The sequence below is a fragment of the Caulobacter sp. Root487D2Y genome (genome assembly GCF_001427165.1).
Classification (GTDB): Bacteria; Pseudomonadota; Alphaproteobacteria; order Caulobacterales; family Caulobacteraceae; genus Caulobacter.
Map to the genome: position 1 here is coordinate 207,091 of NZ_LMFD01000012.1, position 24,436 is coordinate 231,526.

At 67.9% G+C, this 24,436-nt stretch carries 24 protein-coding genes and 2 tRNA genes; 9 read left to right on the forward strand and 17 right to left on the reverse strand.

Annotated features, from left to right (window positions below; translation table 11 throughout):
- Positions 1-84: 84 nt before the first annotated feature.
- Positions 85-1,101, forward strand: coding sequence for an LLM class flavin-dependent oxidoreductase (locus tag ASD38_RS18250; protein WP_056462191.1), 1,017 nt, complete (start codon positions 85-87; stop codon positions 1,099-1,101).
- A 100-nt stretch (positions 1,102-1,201) separates the two neighbouring features.
- On the opposite strand, the gene ASD38_RS18255 is transcribed toward ASD38_RS18250, so the two are convergent.
- Genes ASD38_RS18255 through ASD38_RS18260 form a run of 3 tightly spaced genes read right to left on the reverse strand, consistent with a single transcriptional unit; the run spans position 1,202 to position 3,599 of the window.
- Positions 1,202-2,434, reverse strand: coding sequence for a glycosyltransferase family 4 protein (locus ASD38_RS18255; protein WP_056446614.1), 1,233 nt, complete (start codon positions 2,432-2,434; stop codon positions 1,202-1,204).
- A 60-nt stretch (positions 2,435-2,494) separates the two neighbouring features.
- Entirely contained in the window at positions 2,495-2,662 is a 168-nt protein-coding gene (locus ASD38_RS24330) for a hypothetical protein (protein ID WP_235523881.1), read from the reverse strand.
- A 55-nt stretch (positions 2,663-2,717) separates the two neighbouring features.
- Entirely contained in the window at positions 2,718-3,599 is an 882-nt protein-coding gene (locus tag ASD38_RS18260; RefSeq protein ID WP_056446611.1) for an SPFH domain-containing protein, read from the reverse strand.
- 103 nt (positions 3,600-3,702) lie between these two features.
- Here ASD38_RS18260 and ASD38_RS18265 point away from each other — a divergent pair, with 103 nt between their 5' ends.
- Positions 3,703-4,956, forward strand: coding sequence for a glycosyltransferase (locus ASD38_RS18265; RefSeq protein WP_056462194.1), 1,254 nt, complete (start codon positions 3,703-3,705; stop codon positions 4,954-4,956).
- Here ASD38_RS18265 and ASD38_RS18270 read toward each other — a convergent pair.
- Positions 4,953-6,059, reverse strand: coding sequence for a winged helix DNA-binding domain-containing protein (locus tag ASD38_RS18270; protein WP_056462197.1), 1,107 nt, complete (start codon positions 6,057-6,059; stop codon positions 4,953-4,955). The two genes, ASD38_RS18265 and ASD38_RS18270, sit on opposite strands and share 4 nt — an antisense overlap.
- Positions 6,060-6,079: 20 nt before the next feature.
- Positions 6,080-7,276, reverse strand: a complete 1,197-nt coding sequence (locus ASD38_RS18275) for an esterase-like activity of phytase family protein (RefSeq protein ID WP_056462200.1) — start codon at positions 7,274-7,276, stop codon at positions 6,080-6,082.
- Positions 7,277-7,400: 124 nt separating this feature from the next.
- Here ASD38_RS18275 and ASD38_RS18280 point away from each other — a divergent pair, with 124 nt between their 5' ends.
- Positions 7,401-7,769 carry a hypothetical protein gene (locus ASD38_RS18280; RefSeq protein ID WP_156390770.1) on the forward strand — a complete coding sequence of 123 codons (369 nt, stop codon included), beginning with the start codon at positions 7,401-7,403 and terminating at the stop codon, positions 7,767-7,769.
- A 30-nt stretch (positions 7,770-7,799) separates the two neighbouring features.
- On the opposite strand, the gene ASD38_RS18285 is transcribed toward ASD38_RS18280, so the two are convergent.
- From ASD38_RS18285 to clpX, 4 genes are all read right to left on the reverse strand, one after another.
- Positions 7,800-7,874 (reverse strand) — tRNA-Val (locus tag ASD38_RS18285).
- Between the two features lie 159 nt (positions 7,875-8,033).
- On the reverse strand, positions 8,034-8,312 hold the full coding sequence (locus ASD38_RS18290; protein ID WP_056446599.1) for an HU family DNA-binding protein: 279 nt from the start codon (positions 8,310-8,312) through the stop codon (positions 8,034-8,036).
- Positions 8,313-8,459: 147 nt separating this feature from the next.
- Positions 8,460-10,859 (reverse strand): endopeptidase La, encoded by a 2,400-nt coding sequence (gene lon / locus ASD38_RS18295; RefSeq protein WP_056446596.1) that lies wholly within the window; start codon positions 10,857-10,859, stop codon positions 8,460-8,462.
- A gap of 401 nt (positions 10,860-11,260) precedes the next feature.
- Entirely contained in the window at positions 11,261-12,523 is a 1,263-nt protein-coding gene (clpX, locus tag ASD38_RS18300; RefSeq protein WP_007676468.1) for an ATP-dependent Clp protease ATP-binding subunit ClpX, read from the reverse strand.
- 363 nt (positions 12,524-12,886) lie between these two features.
- Between clpX and ASD38_RS18305 the strand changes: the two genes are divergently transcribed.
- The gene (locus ASD38_RS18305; RefSeq protein WP_056446593.1) at positions 12,887-13,558 is read left to right on the forward strand and encodes an HAD-IB family hydrolase; all 672 of its coding nucleotides are present in this window, start codon (positions 12,887-12,889) and stop codon (positions 13,556-13,558) included.
- Positions 13,559-13,689: 131 nt separating this feature from the next.
- Positions 13,690-14,325, forward strand: coding sequence for a hypothetical protein (locus ASD38_RS24015; RefSeq protein ID WP_162252146.1), 636 nt, complete (start codon positions 13,690-13,692; stop codon positions 14,323-14,325).
- A gap of 93 nt (positions 14,326-14,418) precedes the next feature.
- Here the strand turns inward: ASD38_RS24015 and ASD38_RS18310 are convergent, their stop codons facing one another.
- The 3 genes from ASD38_RS18310 to ASD38_RS18320 all read right to left on the reverse strand — a co-directional run bounded on the left by ASD38_RS18310 (position 14,419) and on the right by ASD38_RS18320 (position 16,873).
- Positions 14,419-15,045 carry an ATP-dependent Clp protease proteolytic subunit gene (locus ASD38_RS18310; protein WP_056446590.1) on the reverse strand — a complete coding sequence of 209 codons (627 nt, stop codon included), beginning with the start codon at positions 15,043-15,045 and terminating at the stop codon, positions 14,419-14,421.
- A 180-nt stretch (positions 15,046-15,225) separates the two neighbouring features.
- Positions 15,226-16,584 carry a trigger factor gene (tig, locus tag ASD38_RS18315; protein WP_268761029.1) on the reverse strand — a complete coding sequence of 453 codons (1,359 nt, stop codon included), beginning with the start codon at positions 16,582-16,584 and terminating at the stop codon, positions 15,226-15,228.
- Positions 16,585-16,788: 204 nt separating this feature from the next.
- Positions 16,789-16,873: transfer RNA gene (locus tag ASD38_RS18320), tRNA-Leu, on the reverse strand.
- 309 nt (positions 16,874-17,182) lie between these two features.
- Here ASD38_RS18320 and ASD38_RS18325 point away from each other — a divergent pair.
- Entirely contained in the window at positions 17,183-17,365 is a 183-nt protein-coding gene (locus ASD38_RS18325) for a hypothetical protein (protein WP_056446584.1), read from the forward strand.
- 9 nt (positions 17,366-17,374) lie between these two features.
- Here the strand turns inward: ASD38_RS18325 and ASD38_RS18330 are convergent, their stop codons facing one another.
- Together ASD38_RS18330 and ASD38_RS18335 are read right to left on the reverse strand one after the other, a co-directional pair.
- Entirely contained in the window at positions 17,375-18,826 is a 1,452-nt protein-coding gene (locus ASD38_RS18330) for a bifunctional ADP-dependent NAD(P)H-hydrate dehydratase/NAD(P)H-hydrate epimerase (protein ID WP_056462207.1), read from the reverse strand.
- Positions 18,827-18,853: 27 nt separating this feature from the next.
- A complete protein-coding gene (locus tag ASD38_RS18335; RefSeq protein WP_056462210.1) occupies positions 18,854-19,423 on the reverse strand; it encodes a histidine phosphatase family protein in 570 nt (189 codons plus the stop codon).
- 519 nt (positions 19,424-19,942) lie between these two features.
- Here ASD38_RS18335 and ASD38_RS18340 point away from each other — a divergent pair.
- Together ASD38_RS18340 and glnA are read left to right on the forward strand one after the other, a co-directional pair.
- Positions 19,943-20,281, forward strand: a complete 339-nt coding sequence (locus ASD38_RS18340; protein ID WP_012286880.1) for a P-II family nitrogen regulator — start codon at positions 19,943-19,945, stop codon at positions 20,279-20,281.
- Positions 20,282-20,320: 39 nt separating this feature from the next.
- Positions 20,321-21,730 (forward strand): type I glutamate--ammonia ligase, encoded by a 1,410-nt coding sequence (gene glnA, locus ASD38_RS18345; protein WP_056446578.1) that lies wholly within the window; start codon positions 20,321-20,323, stop codon positions 21,728-21,730.
- Between the two features lie 73 nt (positions 21,731-21,803).
- Here glnA and ASD38_RS18350 read toward each other — a convergent pair whose 3' ends face one another.
- Together ASD38_RS18350 and ASD38_RS18355 are read right to left on the reverse strand one after the other, a co-directional pair.
- On the reverse strand, positions 21,804-22,208 hold the full coding sequence (locus ASD38_RS18350) for a putative quinol monooxygenase (protein WP_056462213.1): 405 nt from the start codon (positions 22,206-22,208) through the stop codon (positions 21,804-21,806).
- Positions 22,205-23,095 (reverse strand): LysR family transcriptional regulator, encoded by an 891-nt coding sequence (locus ASD38_RS18355; RefSeq protein ID WP_056462215.1) that lies wholly within the window; start codon positions 23,093-23,095, stop codon positions 22,205-22,207. Before ASD38_RS18355 ends, ASD38_RS18350 begins: the two co-directional genes overlap by 4 nt.
- Positions 23,096-23,187: 92 nt before the next feature.
- On the opposite strand from ASD38_RS18355, the gene ASD38_RS18360 reads away from it, so the two are divergent.
- Positions 23,188-23,946: a hypothetical protein gene (locus tag ASD38_RS18360; RefSeq protein WP_156390772.1), complete on the forward strand. Its 759-nt coding sequence runs from the start codon at positions 23,188-23,190 to the stop codon at positions 23,944-23,946.
- Here the strand turns inward: ASD38_RS18360 and ASD38_RS18365 are convergent.
- Positions 23,943-24,299: a Kazal-type serine protease inhibitor family protein gene (locus ASD38_RS18365; protein ID WP_056446564.1), complete on the reverse strand. Its 357-nt coding sequence runs from the start codon at positions 24,297-24,299 to the stop codon at positions 23,943-23,945. The genes ASD38_RS18360 and ASD38_RS18365 overlap by 4 nt on opposite strands.
- Positions 24,300-24,436 lie beyond the last annotated feature (137 nt).

The following is a 24,436-nucleotide window of genomic DNA, read 5'->3' on the forward strand; positions in this document are numbered from 1 at the left end:
GCAATTCCTGCGCCGATCGCGGCGATACCGCTAGTCCGAACCTGTCGTCTTGAGGTTCGCGGCCTTCGTTCCGATCTAGCGTGCATGTCGCACGCCCATCCCCTGCCCTTTTCCGTCCTCGACCTGGCCCCCGTTCCGCAAGGAACCAGCATCGGCCAGGCCCTTCACAACAGCCTGGACCTGGCCCGCCACGTCGAACGGCTGGGCTATCACCGCTACTGGCTGGCCGAGCACCACAACATGCCGGGGATCGCCAGCGCCGCGACCGCCGTGGTCATCGGCCACGTCGCGGCCGGCACCTCGACGATCCGGGTCGGTTCGGGCGGCGTCATGCTGCCCAACCACGCGCCGCTGATGGTGGCCGAGGCGTTCGGCACGCTGGCCGCCCTCTATCCCGGCCGGATCGACCTGGGCCTGGGCCGCGCGCCGGGCACGGATCAGGCCACCATGCGGGCCCTGCGCCGCTACATGGGCGCGGTCGACAATTTCGCCCAGGACGTGGTGGAACTGCAGGCCTGGTTCCAACCGGCCCAGCCGGGCCAGGCCGTGCGGGCCGTGCCGGGCGAAGGCCAGGACGTGCCGCTCTGGCTGCTGGGCTCCAGCACCTACAGCGCCCAGCTGGCCGCCGCCCTGGGTCTGCCGTTCGCCTTCGCCGCCCACTTCGCGCCGGACCAGCTGATGGAGGCGATCGCGATCTACCGGCGGACCTTCAAGCCGTCGCAGGCCCTGGCCCAGCCCTATGTCCTGGTCTGCATCGGGGTCTGCGCGGCCGACACCGACCAGGAGGCGCGCCGCCTGTCCACCTCCAGCCAGCAGCAGTTCGTGGCCCTGCGGCGCGGCAGTCCGGGCCTGTTGCCGCCGCCGGTCGACGATATCCGGGAGGTGGCCTCGGACGCCGAGATCGCGGGGCTGGAGCACACGTTCCGCTATTCGGCGATCGGCTCGCCCAACACGGTGCGCGCGAAGATCCAGACGATCCTGGACGCCACCGGCGCCGATGAGCTGATGGCCGCCTCGCAGATCCACGACCACGCCGCTCGGAAACGGTCCTACGAAATCCTGGCGCAGGTGCGCGGCCAGCTGACCGAGACGGCCGCCTAGAGCCCGCCCGTTTCCGTTGGAATCGGACAAGCAGGCTCTAGTTCGAACATCTAGAGCGTGACAGGCGCCGAAACCGGCATCCACTTTCGGCGGTCGCGCTCTAGTTCCAGCCGACCGGTTCGGGGACCGGCGCGGCCACGTCGTCGAACGCGGCGCAGCCGGTGAGCCGGCCGTAGATCGCCGACAGCTTGCGGAACACCGGGTCCCAACCGTGCCGCAGCTCGGCCCGCTGGCGAGCGGCTTGGCCCAAGGCCGGCACGTCGCGCGCGAACACCGACTCCACCGCCTCGGCGAAGGCGCGAGCCTCGGAGGCCGTGGCCAGGGCCCCGACGGCTTCGTCCACCGACTCGGCCACGCCGCCGGCCGCCACGCCGATCACCGGCAGGCCGCAGGCCATGGCCTCCAGCACGATCAGACCGAACGGCTCGTTGTCGTTGGCGTGGACGAAGGCGTCGCAGCTGGCCAGAACCGCCGCCAGACTCTGCGGGTCGCGCTGGTAGTCCATGCAGATCACCCGGTCGCTGGACGGCGCTCCCGCGCCCGCCCCGACGAACAGCAGCACATAGGGATCGCCCAGGCGCTCGACCGCCTCGACCAGCACGTCCAGCTTCTTCTCCCTGGCCGGACGCCCGGCGAACACCAGAATCCGATGCCGGCTGGTCAGGCCCAGCCGGCGGCGCAGGGCCTCGCGGTCGCCCCGGCCGGGATTGAAGATCTCGGTGTCGACGCCCAGCGGCAGGCCGATGGCGCTCTTGACCCCGGCCTCGATCAGCCGTCCGGCGATGAACTGGCTGGGGGCCACGGCCTGGTCGAACTGGCTGTAGATGGCCGCCCAGCGCTTTTGCACCGGCTTCTCCGCCCATTCGCCGATATGCAGCGCCGCCAGGGCGCCTAGGTCGGTGTGGCAGAAACCGACGACGGGCACGCCCAGGGCGTCGCCGGCCTTCAGGGCCGCCAGACCTGGCGTGTACGGATCACCGGCCTCGATGATGTCGGGTCGCTGGCGGATGAGCCGCTCCATCCAGGCGTTCTTGACCACGGGCCAGCGATAGCCGTCGCCAAACGGCAGGGGGGCCGCATAGATCGAAACTCGACCGTGGCCGTCGTGCGCGTCGCGCGGACCGGGCACCACCAGGGTGTGCCGGACATGCGGCCGATTCGCCGCGATCCACGTCCGCTTGGAGTTCAGATAGCGCCGCACTCCACCGCTGCGAGGCGCGTAGAGCATGGTGGTGTCAACCAGCCTGACCGGCTTTCCGCCCGGCCTGACCGCCCTGAACAGGGGTTCTTCTGCCTCGTTGAACGCCGAGAGCGGATCAAACCTCAAATCCATCACGCCGGAACCTCGCTTGTCAGCCGCGCCCGCCGAGACGGCCGCAGAGCCTTAAGACACTCACGGGGACGGAGGTTCCTCCGAAGCTGAACCGCTGTCCAGCGCTCGCAGCACGCCGCGGCGCAAGAGCGCCTCGCGCAGCAGCATTTCGACCTGGGCGTTGACGCTGCGCAGTTCGGCCGCCGCCAGGTGTTCGACGGCGGCCAGCACCTCGGGACGCACGCGCATCAGGAACGCGCGGCGCCCGCCTTTCGCCGACTCTGGAGGGGTCGCGGCCAACGGATCAGCCGTACAACGTGCCGGCGTTGACCACCGGCTGGGCCTCGCGATCGGCGCACAGCACCACCAGCAGGTTCGACACCATCGCCGCCCTGCGCTCGTCGTCCAGGACGACGACCTCCCGTTCGCTGAGCTGCTGCAGGGCGTTCTCGACCATGCCGACCGCGCCGGCGACGATCGTCCGGCGGGCGGCCAGCACCGCCTCGGCCTGCTGGCGCCTGAGCATGGCGCCGGCGATTTCCGGGGCATAGGCCAGGTGCATCAGATGAGTTTCATCGATCGCCACCCCGGCCACGGCCGTGCGCCCTCGCAGATCGGTCCGCAGGCGCTCGCCGACATGATCGGCGTCGGCCCGCAGGGTCGGCTCGCCGCTTTCGTCGTGGTCGTAGGCGTAGTGCGAAGCGGTTTCGCGCAGCGCGGTCTCGATCTGGATGTTCATGAAGACGACGTAGTCATCGACGTCGAACAGGGCCTGGGCGGTGTCCGACACGCGCCAGACGATGTTGGCGGCGATCTCGATCGGGTTGCCGCGCTTGTCGTTGACCTTCAGCCTCTCGCTGGTGACGTTGCGCACCCGCAGGCTGATCTTCTTGCGGCCGTACCAAGGCAGCACCCAGCGCAGACCGGTCCGGCGATCGGTGCCCATATAGGTCCCGAACAGGGTGACGACATAGGCCTCGTTCGGTTGCAGCGAATAGAAGCCGCAGGCGGTCAGCAGGAACAGGACGACCAGCACGGCGCCGATCACCGCCATCATCGCCTGCTGGGTCGAGAAGGCCCAGACGGCGGCGGCCAGCATGACGGGAAGCGACAGCAGCGGCAGCCCGCCGCCCATCCCGCCAAAGGCGCGTTCGGTCGATCGGTTGATATTCGGCGCGTCGGACATGGAGCCCTCCAAGGTTGATGTCAAAGTGATATCACTTCGATCGCTTCTGGCAAGGCGCGTTCGGACCGCGTAGGCAGGCGGGCGGATGCGGTCGAGGGCTCTGATGGCGCGGTATCTCTTCACCACCTGGGAAGGCGGCGGCCATGTGCAGCCCATGCTGCTGGTCGCCCGCGACCTGGCGGCGCGCGGCCACGCCGTGCTGGCCGTGAGCGATCCTTGCAACGCGCCCGACGCCGCGGCCTTGAACGTGCCGTTCCGCGCCTGGACGACCGCCCCCTTCCAGACGGGCAAGACCCGCGACGACGATCGGCTGAAGGATCACGAGGCCGATAATCCGCTGGAAGTGATCCAGCGCCTGCTCGATCGGGTGATGGCCGGTCCCGCCCTCGCCTACGCCGAGGACACCCTGGCGGCGATCGACGCCTTCGCGCCGGACGTCGTGGTCTCGCAGGAACTCTTGCTGGGCTCGATGGCGGCGGCGCAGGCGCGAGGCCTGCCGCTGGCGCTGCTGGCCGCCAATGTCTGGTCGCTGCCGACCCTGGCCGGCGCGCCGCCGCTCGGGGCCGGCATGCTTCCGGCGACCACCGACGAGGAACGGGCCATGCACGCCATGGTCGGCCAGATGAGCCGGACCTTCTTCCAGGCCGGTCTGCCCGACCTGAACGCCGCGCGCGCCGCCCTCGGCCTGCCCCCGCTGGTCGACCTGTTCGAGCAGTTGGACGCCGCCAAGGCCATCCTGCTGGCCACCAGCCGGGCCTTTGACTTCGCGCCCGATCCCCTGCCCGTCCCCTTCGCCCATGTCGGTCCCTATCTGGCCGATCCCGCCTGGGTCGAGCCGTTCGCGCCGCCGCCCGGCGACACGCCGCTGGTCGTGGTGTCGTTCTCCAGCCTCTACCAGGCCCAGGAACCGGCCCTGCGCGCGATCATCGCCGCCCTGGGCCAACTGCCTGTGCGCGGCGTGGTGACCACCGGCCCGACCCTCGATCCGGCGCGATTCGAAGCGCCGGCCAACGTCGCGGTCGTCCGCGGCGCGTCGCACGGCGACCTGCTGAAGGACGCGGCCCTGTTCGTCACCCACGCCGGCCACGGCTCTACCCTGCGGCCGCTGATGGCCGGCGTCCCGCTGCTGTGCCTGCCGATGGGCCGCGACCAGAACGACAACGCCGCCCGCGTCGTTCATCGCGGCGCCGGCCTGACCCTGCCGGCCGACGCGGACGCCGAGACCGTCGCCGCCGCCGTACGACGCCTGCTGGACGAGCCGACGTTCAGGGCCGCCGCCGACGTCCTGGGCGCGGCGATCCGCGCCGATGAGGCCGCGCGCGACGCGGCGGCCGCGCTCGAGGCCTTGGCGACCTAGTCCTCGACGACCTCGATGCGGATATCGTGGACAGCGCGCTTGCCGGCGAAGGCCAGCAAGCGCTCGCCCTCCTCCGTCAAAGCCCTGGCGACGGCCTTGGCGACCTTGCCAAACAGCTCGATCCGCAGGACCGACTCCGCCTTGCTGTCCTCGATGCGCCAGCGTCCCGCCGTGAAGCCGTCGACCAACACGGCTGCGCGCAGGACGCCGTTGGCGGTGTAGAGCCGGCTTTTGTGCTCGGCCGACATGATCCGCGTCCGATCCTCGTGGGCCAGCAGCACGTTGTCGAATTCGCCAAGGAAGCGGACGGGCGCTTCGACTTCGCCCGACGGCCTTTCCGCATCCGACAGATCGAAAAGCTCCTGGCCGTCTTCGTCGTGAAAAGCCATCAGGGACGACCGAAGCGCCTCGAACGTGGTCGCCAGACGCGTGAGGCCCAGCCAGGTCTGGGCGTCGGCGACGCTGGCGGGCCCGAACGCCGTCAGATAGCGCAGCACCAGATCGGCGAGCGTCAGGCCCGGTTCTGGCGTTTCGAGCCGATCAGCCATCGCCGCCAGGGTCGGCTGGCCGCCGCGTCTCCACAGGCCGCGCGGCGGCAATTGCAGCATCGGCAGTTGGATGCGCGCCGCCATCGCCAAGGCCTGCGGATCACGATCGGGCCAGCGCGCCGCCAAGGCCTCGCGCAGTTGCGTCGCGGTGAGCGGTCCCCCGCGCAATAGTTCCCGCGCGACCGCCGTCACCTCGGCCTGGTCCAGCCCCGCCAAGGCCCGGCCATAAACGCTGCCCTCGGTCAGGAACCGGTCCAGGCCCCGCTGGATCAGCGGGCGGATCGCCGCGAAATCGGCCGCCATCGCCACATGCAGCGTGCCGCGCATCAGGGTCCCGCGCGCGACGCCGAGATCCTCGAGCTGCGCCGACAGATCCTCTGGCGCGAAGGTCTTCAAGCGGCTCCACAGCGCGAAATAGGGCGCGGGCGCCGCCTGGGCCTGCAGGGCGATCAGCCGATCCAGCGCCTCGGGAACGGAGATGTCGGCGCGCGCCAACAGATTCTGCCGCGCCAGCAAAGCCCGGTTCAGCGCTCGCCGGTCCAAGATGTTCGCCATGGAGTTCATGCCCGCCCCGCCTAGATCGGGCCGGTCGCCAGCCCGCTGTCGGCAAGCGGCGTCGCGAACGTCACCCTGTAGAACGCCGTCTCCCGCCCCTCGACTCCGAAGTCGTTGTCGGTGCTGAGCAGCAGGTCGCGGTCGGTCAGCAGGGCCATGCCCTCCAGGTCGGCGTCGATCTGGGGCCAGTCGTCGGTCGACAGGACCAGGGTCTTGGTCAGGACCGGCGCGTCCAGGGTCACGCGATAGAGCTTCGAGGTCGCCGAGATCCGCTCCAGCACCAGCAGTTGGTCGTCGCCCAGCGACACGGTCTCGGAGATCTTCAAATCGTCCGTCCCGACGGGCCCGGCCTCGGCGTCGCGGCGGAACGTCTCCGGCGCGTCGAAGGGATAGAAATGTTCGGCGAGCGGCGCGCCGGTCCGGGCGTCCAGTGTCCAGAGCCGGGCGCAATCCCGCCCCTCGGGGGCGATCTCGTCCTGGGACGCGAGCGGACTCTGCAGGATCACGTGCAGCCGCGTCTCGTCCGGCGACAGGGCCAGGGCTTCGAAGCCGCGGTTCAGGCGCCGGCGCGCGGACAGGGCCGGCAGCACGTCCTCGACGCGATAGGCCGCCCCCGCCAGGGCCGCGCCCTCGCCTTCCGGGACCCAGCGCGCCTGGACCACGCCGTCGGGCCCGACGACCAGGATCGAAGGACCGTACTCGTCGGCGACCCGGAACGTTCCATCGGCCAGGGCCGCCACCCCTTCGGTGTCGCCTCCGGCCAGGCTGCCGCCCAGCGCCGCGCCCGACAGGTCGAAGGCGGGCTCCATGGCCGCCATGTCGCCGCCTGGCCCGGGAAGACCGTCGAAGGTCGCGCCGTTGGCGTCGCGCAGAGTCAGAACCTGGAGACAGGCGACCGTGTCGCCCTCCACGCGCAGCTGGGCCAGCGTCGGACCGATCGCCGGGCGCGGCATGATCTTGGCCCCCTCGAGCCCGGCCAGGCTGGACAGGCCGGTCAGGCCGTGATCCTCGACCGCCGGCCCGATCTTGATGTTGGGACCGCGATCGCCGATCGCCCAGACCACGCCGCGCGGATCGCCCGCGCGCCGCGCCAGGCCCGAGCCCAGGCCCAGGGTGATGCGCAGGCGCCCGCGCGGCGTCTCGACCTCGTCGAGAACGTGGTCGACCCAAGCCAGGCGGGTGACGGTGACAGCGGAGACTTCGGGTTCGGCGGCCATGCCCGATCAGTGCGGGCGGCGAAGCCGAATGTCCATCGCCTCGCGAACGCGACCACGGCCCCGCCGTCGGCGGGCGCATGGCGGCAATCTAGGCATCCCTGATGGACGCTCCGCGCCAGGTTGCATGATTGACGACACCCCGGTGAAATTGCTGTCACGGTTCGAGTTGGCCGTGGACGCGTTAACCGTTTTGCAGCATGAAACACTGGCTGAGAGCCCTGAGGGTCCCGGAGCCGTGCTTTCGATTTTACATGCCCTGAAGCGCAAGGAGCGGTTCAAGCAACGCGTCTTGGACGAGGTGCAATTCTATCGCTCCGCGCACGGCGACGCCGCGCTCAAGCGTCTGCGGGACGACCTCGCCAAACCCAACCTTCGGACGCAGTACCGCCGCGTGCTCGAGGCCGCGGCCGAGAAGCTGGACAGCGAGATCAACAGCGATCCCGCCGCCAAGGCGGCCGCGACGGGTCGATCCTGGGCGAAATCCAAGGCGTGATCGCGCGCGAGGCCGCGAGCCTCGCGGACGTGGTGGGCGGTGAGGGGATCGAACCCCCGACCCTCTCGGTGTAAACGAGACGCTCTACCGCTGAGCTAACCGCCCCCAGGACATTCGCGCCGCCCCGCTCGGGTCCGGCAATTCGAGGCGGACGAGGCCGAGACGGACGAGGGTGTGGGAGATACCCCGTCCGCCCGGAAAAGTCCTGCATAGAAAAAGGCGGGACGCCTCCTGGCGGCCCGCCCCCGAAATCCGTTTACTGGATCAGCCGTTCAGCGTGGTCTTCAGACCCTCGCCGACCTGGAACCGGGCGGTCTTCGACGCCGGGCGGTTCACCGTCTCGCCGGTGCGCGGGTTGCGCGCGGTGCCCGCGGCGCGCGCCACGGCCTTGAAGGTGCCAAAGCCGACCAGGCGCACATCCTGACCCGATCTCAGCGAACTGGTGACGGCTTCGATGAAAGCCTCGAGAGCGTCCTTAGCCTGGTTCTTGTTGATGCCCGCCTTTTCGGCGATCGCCGTGACGAGTTCGGCCTTTGTGGTCATGTTCTTCTCCCAGCATGAAAGCGGCGGCTTCGGCTAAAGCTCACGCCGCTTCGCTCGACCGGGAGTATGCGGGGTTCAGACGGCCCGTCAAACGAAGGCGGCGCGGAAAATCTCCGCGCCGCCTAAGTTATCAACAATAAGTTACTGTTAGTGGGTCAGAACAGCGTCACTGTCGCTGTCATCAACCTTCGCAGTTGCAGCAATCGGCTCATCCTCTTCACTCCACTCGACTGGCGTCAGCGGGCCCGTGAGGGCGTGCTTCAGCACTTCGTCGACCGTCGAGACGGGGATGATTTCCAGACCGTCCTTCACGCTTTGCGGAACGTCGGCCAGGTCCTTCTCGTTTTCCTGAGGGATCAGGACCGTCTTCACGCCGGAGCGCAAGGCGGCCAGCAGCTTCTCCTTCAGGCCCCCGATCGCCGTGACCCGGCCGCGCAGGGTGATCTCGCCGGTCATGGCGATCTCCTTGCGGATCGGGATGCCGGTCAGCACCGAGACCATCGCCACGGCCATGGCGGCGCCGGCCGACGGACCGTCCTTGGGCGTCGCGCCGTCCGGCACGTGGATGTGGACGTCGGTCTTCTCGAACACCGGCGGCTTGACCCCGAAGTGCAGGGCCCGCGAGCGGACGTAGGACTGAGCCGCCGAGATCGACTCCTTCATCACTTCCTTGAGGTTGCCGGTGACCGTCATGCGGCCCTTGCCCGGCATCTTCACGGCTTCGATGGTCAGGATGTCGCCGCCGAACTCGGTCCAGGCCAGACCGGTGACGATGCCGACCTGGTCGATCTCGTCGGTCTCGCCGTAGCGGTACTTCTTGACGCCCGCGTACTTGGCCAGACGCTCGTCGTCGATCGTGATCGAGGCGACCTTCTCACGGGCCAGATCGCGGACCGTCTTGCGCGCCAGGGCGCCCAGCTCCCGCTCCAGCGACCGCACGCCGGCTTCCCGGGTGTAGTAGCGGATCAGGTCGCGGATGGCCTTTTCGGGCACCACGAACTCGGTCGACTTCAGGCCGTGGTCCTTCATCAGCTTCGGCAGCACGTGGCGCTTGGCGATCTCCAGCTTCTCATCCTCGGTGTAGCCGGGGATGCGGATGATCTCCATGCGGTCCAGCAGCGGCTGGGGCATGTTGAGGCTGTTGGCCGTGGTGACGAACATCACCTGGGAGAGGTCGTAGTCGACTTCCAGATAGTGGTCGCCGAAGGTCGAGTTCTGGGCCGGGTCCAGAACCTCGAGCAGGGCCGAGGACGGGTCGCCGCGATAGTCGCTGCCCATCTTGTCGATCTCGTCCAGCAGGACGAAGGCGTTGGTGGTCTTGGCCTTCTTCATGGTCTGGATGATCTTGCCGGGCATCGAGCCGATATAGGTCCGGCGGTGACCGCGGATCTCGGCCTCGTCGCGCACGCCGCCCAGCGAGATGCGGGCGAATTCGCGACCGGTCGCCTTGGCCAGCGAGCGGCCCAGCGAGGTCTTGCCGACGCCGGGAGGGCCGACCAGGCACAGGATCGGGCCCTTCAGCGAGCCGGTGCGAGCCTGGACGGCCAGGTACTCAAGGATGCGCTCCTTGACCTTCTCCAGGCCGTAGTGATCCTCCTCGAGGATGCCTTCGGCCTCCACCAGGTCGATCTTCTTGGTCTTGGCCTTGCCCCACGGGATCGACAGCATCCAGTCCAGATAGTTGCGGACCACGGTGCTCTCGGCCGACATCGGGCTCATGTTGCGCAGCTTCTTCAGTTCGCCCTCGGCCTTGGCCCGGGCTTCCTTGGAAAGCTTGGTCTTCTTGATGCGCTTTTCGAGTTCGATCAGTTCGTCGCGCTGATCGTCGGGGTCGCCCAGCTCGCGCTGGATCGCCTTCATCTGCTCGTTCAGATAATATTCGCGCTGGGTCTTCTCCATCTGGCGCTTCACGCGCGAGCGGATCTTCTTTTCGACCTGCAGCACCGAGATCTCGCCCTCCATCAGGGCGAAGACCTTCTCCAGGCGCTTCACGACGTCGAAGATCTCCAGCAGATGCTGCTTGTCGCCGATCTTGACCGACAGGTGGGCCGAGATGCTGTCGGCCAGCTTGCCCGGCTCGGCGATCTGCGGGATCGAGGCCAGGGCCTCCGGCGGCACCTTCTTGTTCAGTTTGACGTAGTTCTCGAACTGCTCGACGACCGCGCGCGACAGGGCCTCGGCCTCGGGGCCGACGCCTTGATCTTCATTCACCTCGCCGACCTGGGCCTCGTAATAGGCCTCCTGGTCGGTGAAGCGCACGACGGCCGCGCGGCCCTTGCCCTCGACCAGCACCTTCACGGTGCCGTCGGGCAGCTTCAGCAGTTGCAGGACGGTGGCCAGCACGCCGACATCGTAGATGTCGGCCGGCGCCGGATCGTCGTCGGCCGAGTTCTTCTGGGTGACCAGAAGGATCTCCTTGCCGCCGCGCATCACCTCTTCGAGGGCGCGAACGGACTTGTCACGCCCGACGAACAACGGGACCACCATGTGCGGGAACACAACGATATCCCGCAGGGGCAGCACAGGAAGCGTACGAATCTCAGACATGATGCTTTCTACTCCTGGCCGGCGCGTTGTACTCGTGCTCGGCCACGCGGGCCGCCGTCACCCAGACGATGCGCCTGAGTCGTTCGACCCGTCCGCTCGGGACTGAGCGAATGGTCGTTATTTATGTGGACCTTTTGCAACACGGTTCAAGCACACTCGCCTGGTAGCGGCGACGGGTCGCGGCGGATTGGCCAAGGTGCAACGCTCATGCCCCCTGCCCGGCTCCACAATGCATGATCCGTGCTCGTGCGTGGTCCAGGACGCCTAAGTCCTGCCGCGACCGAGGTCCCGCCTGGCCGCGTTCGCGCTCAGCGTCACAACGCCGGACGGTGCGGTGTGATGAAAAGAGCGCGCCCGGCCAAGCCGGACGCGCCCGATTTCGCAAGCCTTGCCGAAGGCGTTTAGGCCGAAGCGGCCCCGCCCTTCTTCTCGGCGTAGATCAGCAGCGGCTGGGCCCGGCCTTCGACGACCTCGGCGTTGACCACCACTTCCTCGACGCCCTCGTAGTTGGGCAGCTCGAACATGGTCTCCAGCAGGATGCCTTCCATGATCGAGCGCAGGCCGCGCGCGCCGGTCTTGCGCAGGATGGCCTTCTTGGCGACGCCGTGCAGGGCGTCCTCGGTGAAGGTCAGGCCGATGTTCTCCATCTCGAACAGGCGCTGGTACTGCTTGACGAAGGCGTTCTTCGGCTCGGTCAGGATCTTCACCAGAGCGGCCTCGTCGAGGTCCTCCAGGGTGGCGATCACCGGCAGACGGCCGATGAATTCCGGGATCAGGCCGAAGCGCTGCAGGTCGTCGGGCTCGACGCCGCGCAGGATCTCGCCCGTGCGGCGCTCTTCCGGGTCCGCCACCTTGGCGCCGAAGCCGATCGACTTGCCCTGGCCGCGCGCCGAGATGATGCGCTCCAGGCCCGCGAAGGCCCCGCCGCAGATGAACAGGATGTTGGTGGTGTCGACCTGCAGGAACTCCTGCTGCGGATGCTTGCGCCCGCCCTGCGGCGGCACGGAGGCGACGGTGCCTTCCATGATCTTCAGCAGGGCCTGCTGCACGCCTTCGCCCGAGACGTCGCGGGTGATCGACGGATTGTCGGACTTGCGCGAGATCTTGTCGATTTCGTCGATGTAGACGATGCCGCGCTGGGCGCGCTCGACATTGTAGTCGGCGGCTTGCAGCAGCTTGAGCACGATGTTCTCGACGTCCTCGCCCACATAACCGGCTTCGGTCAGGGTGGTGGCGTCGGCCATCGTGAACGGCACGTCGATGATTCGGGCCAGGGTCTGGGCCAGCAGCGTCTTGCCCGTGCCGGTCGGACCGACCAGCAGGATGTTCGACTTGGCCAGTTCGACGTCGTTGTTCTTCGACGCGTGGTTCAGGCGCTTGTAGTGATTGTGCACCGCGACCGCGAGCACCTTCTTGGCGTGATTTTGTCCGATCACGTAATCGTCCAGGACTTCGCAGATCTCGCGCGGCGTGGGCACGCCGTCCTTGGACTTCACGAAGGCGATCTTGTGCTCTTCACGGATGATATCCATGCAGAGTTCGACGCATTCATCACAGATGAACACCGTCGGGCCGGCGATGAGCTTACGCACCTCATGCTGGCTCTTTCCGCAGAAAGAACAGTAGAGGGTGCTCTTGGTGTCGCCGCTCGCGGCTTTCGTCATGGTCGCTTCTCACGCTAGGGCGGTTCAGGCCGAAGCCGAAACCACCGACTCCTTAGCGCCAATCCCGCCACCGAGGCAGCAGGATATCCGCCGGGAGTTGTCTAATCCTTGACATTCCCCGATCCGGACGCACGGCACAAGCCTTGGAGCCGATTTACAGCCCCCAAGTTCGTGGATGACGCATACGGTTTCATGGAATTCTTCTCTAAGATGGCGTTCCAGACCCTCAACGCAAGCCGGAGGCGGTTCGCTCCGCCGGACGGCCCTGCGCGCGCACTTCGAAATCCGCGAAGAGCTTAGCGGTGAAAGCGGAATCGTGGTGCAAGACGGGCTCGGTTGCGGGGCGCGCGTGCGCGGAGACGAATGGCGAAACGTTCACTGATGGCTAAGGGCCTGTCGGCCTCGACCCCGATGACCGGGGACATGCACGAGGGGCCGCCCCTGGTCGCCTTCGATTTCGACGGCACGCTGACGGTTCGCGACAGCTTCACGGCCTTCCTGAAGTGGCGGGTCAGCCCCGCGCGGCATTTCATGGGCATGGTGCGCCTGTTCCCCGCCGCCGTCGGCTATGTGTTCGATCGCAACCGCGGCAAGATCAAGGCCGCCGCCGTCCGCGAGTTCCTGCGCGGCGTGCCTCTGGAGCAGTTGGAGCGCGAGGCGCGCGCCTTCGCCCAATCCGAGGCCCCCAAGCTGTTCCGCCCCGACGCCCTGGCCGTCTGGCGGCGCTGGCGGGCCAAGGGCGCCAAGCTGGTGATCGTCACCGCCTCGCCCGACGTCGTGGTCGCGCCGTTCGCCCGCGGCCTGGGCGCCGACGTCCTGATCGGCTCGAAGCTGATGATCGGCGCCGACGACAAGGTGCTGGGGCCCCTGCTGGGCGCCAACTGCCGGGGCGCGGAGAAGGTGATCCGCCTGAAGGAGATCTTCGGCGACGATTTGTCGCTGGCCGCCGCCTACGGCGACACCTCCGGCGACCGCGAGATGCTGGCGATCGCCCACGAGAAGGGCTACCGGATCTTCCGGGGCAAGCCGGGCTGATCTCCGCTGGAGGACATCCGTCCATGGTGCGGCTTTGACGCCCCGCCGACAGATAAACGGATAGAACTGGTTCTTGGTCAGCGTGCGCACGACGTGCTCCAGTCGGCTTGGATAATTTGGGGGAAGAACGGATGGCATTGGGAAAAGTCATCGCGGCGGCGCTGCTGGCCTTCCCGGCGACGGCGACCGCGCGAGCGGCCCTGTGTGGTTCGGCGACGGCGACGAGCGCCAACACCGAGGTTTTCGTCACGGCCCAACAGCGATCCTCTGGCCCGGCTGTTGTCACCGACATAGCAACCGAAGCATTCAGCGCCGACAGAACCGTTTCGATGGGCGTCTACTACGACCCCGCCGAGACCGGCCTGGGGCCTCCGAACATCCCAAAGATCACGTGGCACATGGCGTTGCCCGATCCAACAGCGGCCGAGCCCGAACGCCTCACCTGGCGCATCGGCGAAGGGCCGTGGACAGGCCCACGATTTACATCCAAGCCGGAACGGCGCTGGGGCGATCCGGCTCGCAACGAGGGTTATCTATCGGGAATTGTTCCGCCTGCCGGGATTGCCCCGCTGCAAGCCGCCATCGCCGAAAGCACGCCGGTGACCGTGCGCCGCCTGAGCGCGGGCGGACGAGTCCTGGCCGAGGGCAACGTGCAGTACCCGCCCGCATCCAAGGTCCAAGCGCTCTACGCCAAGGCGCGGGCTTCCGCCTTGGCCAACCTCAAGCCTTGCCGCCCGGGACTTTCGATCCCGCCCGCCAAACGCTGACGCCCTTCGAGCTCTGGCCATCGCGCAAGCCGCGATCACGAAAAAGCCGCCGACCTCTCGGCCGACGGCTTGAACTCAGCGAAGACGCAGCCCTTAGGCCTTGTCGTCCGAAGCGTCGCGGCTTTCGTTGATGTGGTCGATCAGGCCCCAGGCCTTGGCTTCCTCGGCGCTCATGAAGTGGTCGCGGTCGAGGGTTTTTTCGACTTCCTCATACGTGCGGCCGGTGTGCTTGACGTAGATCTCGTTCAAGCGGCGCTTGGTCTTGATGATGTCCTCGGCGTGGCGCTCGATGTCCGAGGCCTGGCCGCGGAAGCCGCCCGACGGCTGGTGGACCATGATGCGGGCGTTCGGCAGGGCGATACGCTGGCCCGGAGCGCCGGCTTGCAGCAGCAGCGAACCCATCGAGGCCGCCATGCCCATGCACACCGTCGAAACCGGGCTCTTGATGTATTGCATGGTGTCGTAGATCGCCAGGCCGGCCGTCACCACGCCGCCGGGCGAGTTGATGTACATGGCGATTTCCTTCTTGGGGTTCTCGGACTCCAGGAAGAGCAGCTGGGCGCAGATCAGGCTGGCCATCCCGTCTTCGACGGGGCCGGTCAGGAAGATGATCCGCTCTTTCAACAGACGGGAGAAGATGTCGAACGCCCGCTCGCCGCGGCTGGTCTGTTCGACCACCATCGGCACGAGGTTCATCGCCGTCGCCATCGGATCATACATAGGGATCGCCCTTTTCTTTCATGTCTGGGCGGCGCGAACGCGAATCAGCCCCCGCGCGCCGTCGCCAACGCATATCGCGTGGCGCTTAACAGGTTGCAAGGAGCCGGGCCGAAGCTCGGGCCATGAAAAAGGGCGCGGCCCTCGCGGACCACGCCCTGTTCATGTCGGACGACGGAAGCCTTAGCCGCCGTAGCCTTCCGGAAGATCGTCTTCTTCCATCAGCTCTTCCTTGGACACTTCCTTCTCGTCGATCTTGGCCTTGCCGAAGATCAGGTCGACGACCTTGTCCTCGTAGATCGGGGCGCGCAGGGCGGCCTGAAGGTCGGCGCGCTGGCGGTACATGTCGAACACCTGCTGGGCTTGCGCGCCGTATTGGCGAGCTTCGCGCATCATGGCGTCGGCCAGTTCCTGCTCGGTGACGGCCACGTCGTTCTTGCGGCCGATCTCGGCGAGCACCAGGCCCAGACGCACGCGGCGCTCGGCGATCTTGCGGTACTCGTCCTTCAGCTGGTCTTCGGTCTTGCCTTCGTCCTCGGGCGGCAGGCCGCCTTGGGTCTTGTCGGCCTGGACCTGCTGCCAGATGCCGGCGAACTCGGCGTCGACCATGCGCGGCGGCAGGGCGAAGTCGTGCTTGGTGTCGAGGATGTCCAGCAGGGCGCGCTTGAGCTTGAAGCGCGACGAATTGCTGTAGCGGCCTTCCAGGTTCGACTTCAGCAGGTCCTTCAGGGCCTGCAGGTCCGACAGACCCAGGCGCTTGGCCAGCTCGTCGTCGGGCTCGGCGTCGACCGGGGCGCGCACTTCCTTGACGGTGGTGGCGAACTCGGCGGCCTTGCCGGCCAGGTTGGCGGCTTGATAGTCGTCGGGGAAGTTGACCTTCACGGTGACGACGTCGTCCGGCTTGGCGCCGACCAGCTGGGCTTCGAAGCCCGGGATGAACTGGCCCGAACCCAGGGTCAGCTCGGCGTCGGTGGCGGTGCCGCCGTCGAAGGCCACGCCGTCGATGGTGCCGACGAAGTCGATCAGCAGTTGGTCGCCGTCCTTGGCCTTCAGGGACTTGCCCTTGCGCGGCTCATAGGTGCGGGCCTGCTTGGCCAGATCGGCCAGGGCCTCGCCGACTTCGGCGTCCGAGACCTTGTAGACCGGCTTGGTCAGCTCGATCGACGCGGGGTCGATCGGCTCGAATTCCGGCATCACTTCCACGGCCAGTTCGAAGGCCAGGTCTTCACCGCCGGCGATGACCTTTTCCATGTCCGACGAGGGCTTCAGGTCGGGCTGGCCGGCCGGGCGCAGCTTGTTGTCGTCCAGCACCTTCTGGGCGCCTTCGTTCAGCGTCGCCTCGATGACTTCACCCATCAGGGCCTTGCCATACAGGCGGCGAACGTGGGCCTTCGGCACCTTGCCAGGGCGAAAGCCCTTGACGTTCATCTGGGGCGCGACCTCGGCGATCCGGGCTTCGAGACGCGTGGCGAGTTCACTCGCGGGCACCGTCACGCCATAAACGCGGCTGAGGCCTTCGCCCGACTTTTCAACGATCTGCATCGACATTCTTAGCTTCTCGGCTCTTCGGGCGTTCGCGCCCGTCGTCCGCCCCAGGGGTCAAAACATCAAAGCCGCCCACGTCACCGGGGCGGCGAAAGAGCGCCCTTATGTCACGCGTTTGGCGACCATCCAAGGGCATTGGTGCACTCATCGGACGGAAGTCCCGATAAGCGGCGCGCTTCGCCAGGCAAAAGCCCGGCGAAGTGGTGCGGATGAGAGGACTCGAACCTCCACGCCTCTCGGCGCCAGAACCTAAATCTGGTGCGTCTACCAGTTTCGCCACATCCGCACGATGCGCCGGAGCGGGTTAGACATGCCTGGCCGGCTTGGCAAGTCGCCAGGCGAACCGGCCTTGTCCCGACCCGCCGGGGGCCCGTTCGCGAGCGGGGCGAATATTTCTTCCCGTCCGCCGGAACAAATTTTCCCTCGACCGGTTATGCTGATGTCCGCGGCTGTTGAACAACGCCCCGGATTTACGCCGGCCCGGGCCATGCCCCCCCGACTGACGCCCGGGCCGGTGTTTCTCCCTACAAATTGGTGCGGAACGATCTGACCTCGGACGGGGTTTGCCTCTGAGTCCGTTCAGTGAGCGCGCGCCATGGAAACCATTGAAGTCGTCGAAGACGAGAAGGGCTGGACCGTCAGACACGGCGCCCAGGTCCTTTTCACCGACACCGTCGAGGAACGAACGTTCCAGACAGCCCTAGCCATCAGCCACACCTTGTTCGACAAAGGCGTTCCCACCCAGGTCGTCCTGGTCCGAAAACACCGCCACCACTAGGCGCGGCGGCTAAGGGCGAGCCTTCCACAGCGCGCCCAACACCGAGGGCGCCAGGTCCGGCAGATCCTCGGCGATCAGACCGGGCCCGTGGGCCGCGCCCGCTTCGGCGTGGATCCAGACCCCGGCGCAGGCCGCTTCGAAACTTTCCATGCCCTGGGCGATCAGGCCGCCGATGAATCCGGCCAGCACGTCGCCCGATCCGGCCGTCGCCAGCCAGGGCGCGCCGTTCAGGCTGACCGCGGCCCGCCCGTCGGGCGCGGCGACCACCGTGTCCGAACCCTTCAACAGCACCACCGCCCCTGCCCGTCGCGCCGCCTCCCGCGTCGCCGCGATGCGTTCGGGCGAGGCGGCCAGCAGCCCGGGGAAGATCCGTTCGAACTCGCCGGGATGCGGGGTCAGCACGTCGTCGCGGTCGAGCGCCGAGAACAGGGCGGCGGGATCCTCGGCGAAGCTGGTCAGGGCGTCGGCGTCGACGACCAGGGCCGCGCCGTTGCGGGCCAGGGCGAAGACGTGCCGCATCGTCGCCTCCCCCACGCCCGCCGCCGGTCCGATCACCACCGCGTCCGCCTTGGCGGCGCGGGTCTGCAGGTCGTACTCGCTCTCGAACGGCGCCAGCATCACCGCCTCCAGATGGGCGGCGTTGACGGCCAGGGCGTGGGGCGGCGACAGCACGGTCACCACCCCGGCCCCGATGCGCAAGCCCCCCCGCGCCGCCAGCCGGGCCGCTCCGGTGTTCCAGGCCTCGCCGCTGACCGTCATCAGCCGCCCCCGGGCGTGCTTGTGGGCGTCGACCGCCGGCCAAGGGAAGCGCTCGGCCCAAAGGCCGGGCTCGTTCTCGAACAGTCGCCCCTGCCCCGTCTCCTCCAGGCCGATATCGACCACCACCACCTCGCCGCAGGCGGCGCGGCCGCGCGCCAGCACATGGGCCGGCTTGCGGCGATGGAAGGTGACCGTCAGCTGCGCCTGCAAGGCCCGCTCGCCGAGCGGGCGTCCCGTGTCGCCGACAATCCCGCTGGGCACGTCGACGGCGACGATCCGCGCCGCGCCGGGCATGACCCGCGCCAGGCGGTCGGCCTCGCCTTCGAGCGGCCGAGACAGGCCAGCCCCGAACAGGCAATCCACATACAGCGACGCCGAGCCGGGTTGCGAGACCAGCGGACCGGTCTCGCCCTTCCAGCGGGCGGCCGCCCATTGCGCCGCCGGGCTGGCGGGCGGGCCCAGCGCCTCGACCCGCACGGGCCAACCGCGACGCCGCAGGTGCCGGGCGATCACATAGCCGTCGCCGCCGTTGTCGCCCGGACCGCACCAGACCACGGTGGGGCAACGCCCATACCGCTCGCGGATGACCTCGGCCACGGCGCGGCCGGCCCGCTCCATCAGCACGGTCGTCGGAGCGCCCGCCTCGGCGGCCGCGCGGTCCGCCGCGGTCATCTCGGCGACGGTCATGATCTCGCGCGGCACGGCCGCTCCTCTTCTAAAGAAACCTGGCTAGAGAACCTGGGTGGAAGCCTCTTGGCCTTTGTTGATCAGGATCAAGTCGCCGTCGACCAGGTCGAAGACCGTCACCGAAACATGGTCGGGCCGGAACGCCGCCACCGTTTCGCCGCCGGTCGCCACCGACACCGCCGCGTTCAGAGCCACGAAATGGCTGAACACCGCCGCGCCGGGATGCGAGGCCACGCCCTGCGCGACCCGCCGGGTCCAGGCCGCGTAGTCGAGATCGCCCGGGATATCGCTCCACCGGCCCTGGAAGGCCTGGCGAAGCCAGCCCGGGCGCGCTTCGGCGTCGAGGGCGGCCGGAGTCGGGATCTCGCCGACCCGCGGATCGATCTCGACCGTCACGCCCAGGGCGTCGGCCAGCGGCTGGGCGGTTTCCCGGCAGCGCCGCAGGGGCGAACTGACCACCCGGTCCGGCCGCTCGCTCTCGGGCAAGGCCAACAAGACGCGCGCCACGGTCCGCGCCTGTTCGAGGCCGACGGGGTCAAGGCCCGGATCATGATCCGCATCGCCCCAGGTCGAGGCGGGACGGCCATGGCGGATCATATGAATGCGGCTCATCGCTTCCCCCTCCTCGCGGGTGTCGTCTTCGCAATATCTTCCCGGCGGCGCCCGTGACGCCGGGTCTTGTTCTAACGCTTCCGGCGCCAGCCCGGGCGCGCTTCGCCATAGGAACGTGCGAACGCGCAAAAACCGACCCCGCCTCAATCGCCTCGTCCGCTTTGGATTTCGCCGCAATCTTCAGCAGTTTTCGAATCGACGACGCATTTTTGGCCATCTTGCCGAAGCGATCGCAACGCCATCCCATCACGGACCACCCGCGTTCGGTCCGGTTCTCCGCCGCTGAAACCGTCGTTTCGGCGATCCTTGGGCGACAATCGATGTCCCCGGGACGGTTTGGCCGCCCAAACGCGCGATGACCAACTTTCAGGCTTTACGTGCACAAATAATCATCAATGAGCCAAACTCGACAGAACTCGCCCCATAAAGCGTATCAGCATGCTTGTGAGCCGACGGGCCGGCGTGCTCCGTGCCGCTCAGTCAGCGGCGCCCGCGCCGTATGGGCGTGAAAGAAGTCTGATGAAAAAGATCGAAGCCATCATCAAGCCGTTCAAGCTCGATGAGGTCAAAGAGGCGCTTCAGGACATGGGCGTGCAGGGCATGACCGTGCTGGAGGCCAAGGGCTATGGCCGCCAGAAGGGCCATACCGAGCTCTATCGCGGCGCCGAGTACGTCGTCGACTTTCTCCCCAAGATCAAAGTCGAAGTCGTGGTCGAAGACAGCCAGTTGGAACCCGCGCTCGAAGCCATCACCAACGCCGCCCGCACGGGCCGCATCGGCGACGGCAAGATTTTCGTGTCCGAAATCACGGAAGTCGTCCGCATCCGCACCGGAGAAACCGGCCCGGCCGCCGTCTAGGCCCGGACCGAAACCGCTTAACGCTCAAAGGGGATAACGATGAGCACCGCCAAGCAAATCCTGGATCTGATCAAGGAAAAGGACGTCAAGTACGTCGACGTTCGTTTCACCGACGTGCGCGGCAAGCTGCAGCACGTCACGTTCGACATCGACCTGGTCGATGACGACTTCCTCAACGACGGCACCATGTTCGACGGCTCGTCGATCGCCGGCTGGAAGGCCATCAACGAGTCGGACATGAAGCTGCGTCCGGACCTGGACAGCGCGATCATCGATCCGTTCTACCAGCAGACCACCCTGGCGCTGTTCTGCGACGTGGTGAACCCCGACACGGGCACCCCCTATAACCGCGACCCGCGCTCGATCGCCAAGAACGCCCTGGCCTACGTCAAGTCGTCGGGCATCGGCGACACCGTGTTCTTCGGCCCGGAAGCCGAGTTCTTCATCTTCGACGACGTGCGCTGGAGCACGGCCTCGAACAACACCGGCTACTCCTTCGACTCCGTCGAACTGCCGGGCAACTCGGCCAAGGAATATCCGGAAGGCAACATGGGCCACCGCCCGGGTCCGAAGGGCGGCTACTTCCCCGTCAACCCGATCGACTCGGCTCAGGACCTGCGCGGCGAAATGCTGGCCGTGATGGGCGAGCTGGGCATGAAACCGGAAAAGCACCACCACGAAGTGGCGCCCGCCCAGCACGAGCTCGGCCTGAAGTTCGACACCATGGTCGTGATGGCCGACCGGATGCAGCTCTACAAGTACGTGATCCACAACGTGGCCCACGCCTACGGAAAGACGGCCACCTTCATGGCCAAGCCGATGTTCGGCGACAACGGCTCGGGCATGCACGTGCACCAGTCGATCTGGCAGGACGGCAAGCCGCTGTTCGCCGGCGACAAGTACGCCGGCCTGTCGGACATGTGCCTGTGGTACATCGGCGGCATCATCAAGCACGCCAAGGCGATCAACGCGTTCTCGAACTCCACGACGAACTCGTACAAGCGCCTGGTGCCCGGCTACGAAGCCCCGGTGAAGCTGGCCTACTCGTCGCGCAACCGCTCGGCCTCGATCCGCATCCCGCACGTCGACTCGCCGAAGGCCAAGCGCATCGAGGCGCGCTTCCCCGATCCGATGGGCAACCCGTACCTGACCTTCGTCGCCCTGCTGATGGCGGGCCTCGACGGCATCAACAACAAGATCGATCCGGGCGCGGCCGCCGACAAGAACCTGTACGACCTGCCGCCCCGCGAGCAGAAGAAGATCCCGGAAGTCTGCGGTTCGCTCCGCGAGGCTCTCGAGAACCTCGACAAGGACCGCGCCTTCCTGAAGGCCGGCGGCGTGATGGATGACGACTTCATCGACAGCTACATCGAGCTGAAGATGGAAGAGGTTATGCGTCTGACCCTGCACCCGCACCCGGTCGAATTCGACATGTACTACAAGTGCTAAGCGAAAGACCTGAACCCCTTGGGGCTTAGGATGAAGGACGAGGCCCGCGGAGCGATCCGCGGGCCTTTTTCTTTCAGGCCTCGGCCAGGCCGACGCCGCCGATCGGCGTGGTCTCGAACCGGTGGCCGAAGCCGGTGATGATCGGCCGCGCCTTGGCGATGGCGGCCTGGACGGCGGGCAGTTTCAGCGAGGCGGCGTGGCTGTCCTTGTCGGTCCAGACCTCGGTGATCCACAGGGCGTCGGCGTCGGTCGCGTCCTTGGCGACGATGTAGCTGAGGCAGCCGGGCATGCCCTCGGTGCTCTCGGCCAGGATGGCCGCCAGTTCGTCCCGCTTGCCGGGCGCGGCCTTCATCTGGCCGATCAGTCCGTACATCGTCTTGTCCTCCTTGGCCTGGGTCAGGGACGGCGCGGCGACGGCCGCCAGGGCCAGACCGCCGGCCAGCAGCGCGCGCCGTTCGATAGCGTTGGAAAGCGTCATGGTTCCTCCCCCTCGCCAGTCTCGGCGAGCATGGACCGGATCGTGTCAGCATCAGGCGAAGCCAGCGCCGCGCCAAGCCCCAGCAGGTGCAGGGGGTTGAAGCAAGGCGGCCGCCCCACCGGCCGGACGATCCGCACGCGGTCGCGCCAACACGCCGACCGGACCAGGTCGAGCGGCGCGATGATCGCGCCGCGGCCGGCGGCGCAGCTCTCCATCGCCTCCTCGATCTCGCCGGCGTGGTCCAGGCGCCGCAAGGCGTCCGGCTGGGCGCCGAACACCGTCTCGAACCAATGGCCGAACACGAACTCGTACTCGTCATAGGTGGCGAAGGCGGTGCGCGAGAGGGCGGCGAGATCCTGCGGGAGGTCCATTCCCATTGGCGCGGCCAGCACCAGCTCCTCCAGCGCGACCGGCGTCGACTGCACCGGCGCGGCGGTGACCGGCCGATAGGTGACGCCCAGGTCGACGGCGCCGGTCGACACGGCCGACAGCACCGTCTCGTGCGAGCCGAACACCAGCTCGATCGGGCGATCGGCCGGCAGGCGGGCATAGAGCCGGGGCGCCAGGCGGTAGCGCCCGAAGGCCGAGACCACGGCCAGGCGCAGCGGACGTAGGGCCGGATCGGCCCGGCTCAGCCGCTCGCGGGTTCGTTCAACGTCGTCCAGGGCCCGGCCGACGGTTTCGAACAACGCCTGGCCGGCGGCGGTCAGCCGCAGGCCTCGTCCCACCTTCTCGAACAGCGGCCGGCCCATCTCGCGTTCGAAGGCCTTGAGGTCATGGTGGATGGCCGGCGGCGACTTGCCCAGGCGCGGACTGGCCGCGGCGATGCCGCCGGCCGCCGCCACCGCATGGAACACCGCCGCCCGTCGCAGATCGACATGTCGCATCGTTTCGAAATCCAGAACGAAGGGCCGTTCCGTTTGAAATATTGCCGAACCGCGTTCGGCGCTAGGTCTGCAACTTCATGACGGAGGCGCCGATGATCTGGAAACACGTGATGCTGGCGGCCGCCCTGGCGGCGGGTCTGGCAAGCGGCCAGGCCCACGCTCAATCTTCCGCGAAGGCGGCTGAACAGGCGGCCTTCCTGTTCACCTACGACGTCGATCGCGGCAAGCAGGACGCCTTCGAGGCCGGCTACGCCGCGCACCTGCAATGGCACGCCGCCCACGCCGACGCCCTGCCCTGGTTCGGCTGGTACGTGACCAGCGGTCCGCGCACCGGCCTGTTCGTCGACGGGACCTTCGGCGTCCCGTTCGCGGCCATGGACCGCAGGCCCGATCCCGCCGGCGACGGCGCCGACATGGAGGCCCGCGTCCTGCCCTACGCCAAGGCGCGCGCCTATTCGGCCCATGTGCTGTGGCCCGAGCCCAGCACGGTCCGCAGCCTGGAGGAGCGCCAGCCCAGCCCGGTGCTCGACGTCTACAGCCCGCGCGTCGCCCCCGGTGACGTCACGGCCTTCGAGGCCGCCCTGCTCGCCGCGGCCCAGGCCGGCCGGACCGGCAAGGGCGCCCTCGGCTGGACCTGGTACCGCCTGGCGGGCGGCGGCGATCTCGGCAGCTACCTGGTGCTGGTCCCGCGCCGCGCCTGGGCCGACCTTGCCGCCCGCCCCGCCGACCTGGCGGGACTGATGGCGGCGGCCTATGGCGCGAGCCCGGACCAGGCCCGCGCGGCAGTCTTGGTCAAGGGCGTCGAGGTCGAGACCTGGTCCTACAAGCCCAAGCTCAGCCGCCTGCCCTAGGCCTTGCATTCCCCCTGAGCCGCGACGCTGACGCCCTTGGCGGCGGCGGTGCAGGCGCTGGAGTAGGTCTTGCCGTCGCAGCCGCAGACCGGGGCGTAAATCATCGTGCACATCTGCGGCGGCTTGCGGCAGACGCCAGAGGCGTCGGCCACCGTTCGGCACTGGCCCGGCTGCATCTGGCAGCTCAGCCCTTCGGCGCATTGGAAGCCGGCGAACCCGCCGCACATGCCGCCCTCGGCCACCGGGGCGCGGGCGTTGGTCGGCGGCGTCGACTGCGCCGGGGCTGAACCGGGGCTGGAACAGGCCAGCAGGCTCAGCGAAGCCAGCAGGATGGTCAGGGGTCGCCAGGTCATCGCGAAGCTCCGTCGGGCTGAAACCGTCTAGGGAACGCGCCATCCTGCCATGCGTCCATCCAGACCGGCAAATCGGTGTCCGCCGCCCGTGGCGCGACCTATCCCCCTCTTTTCTTCGTGCGCCGCACGGCCCATAC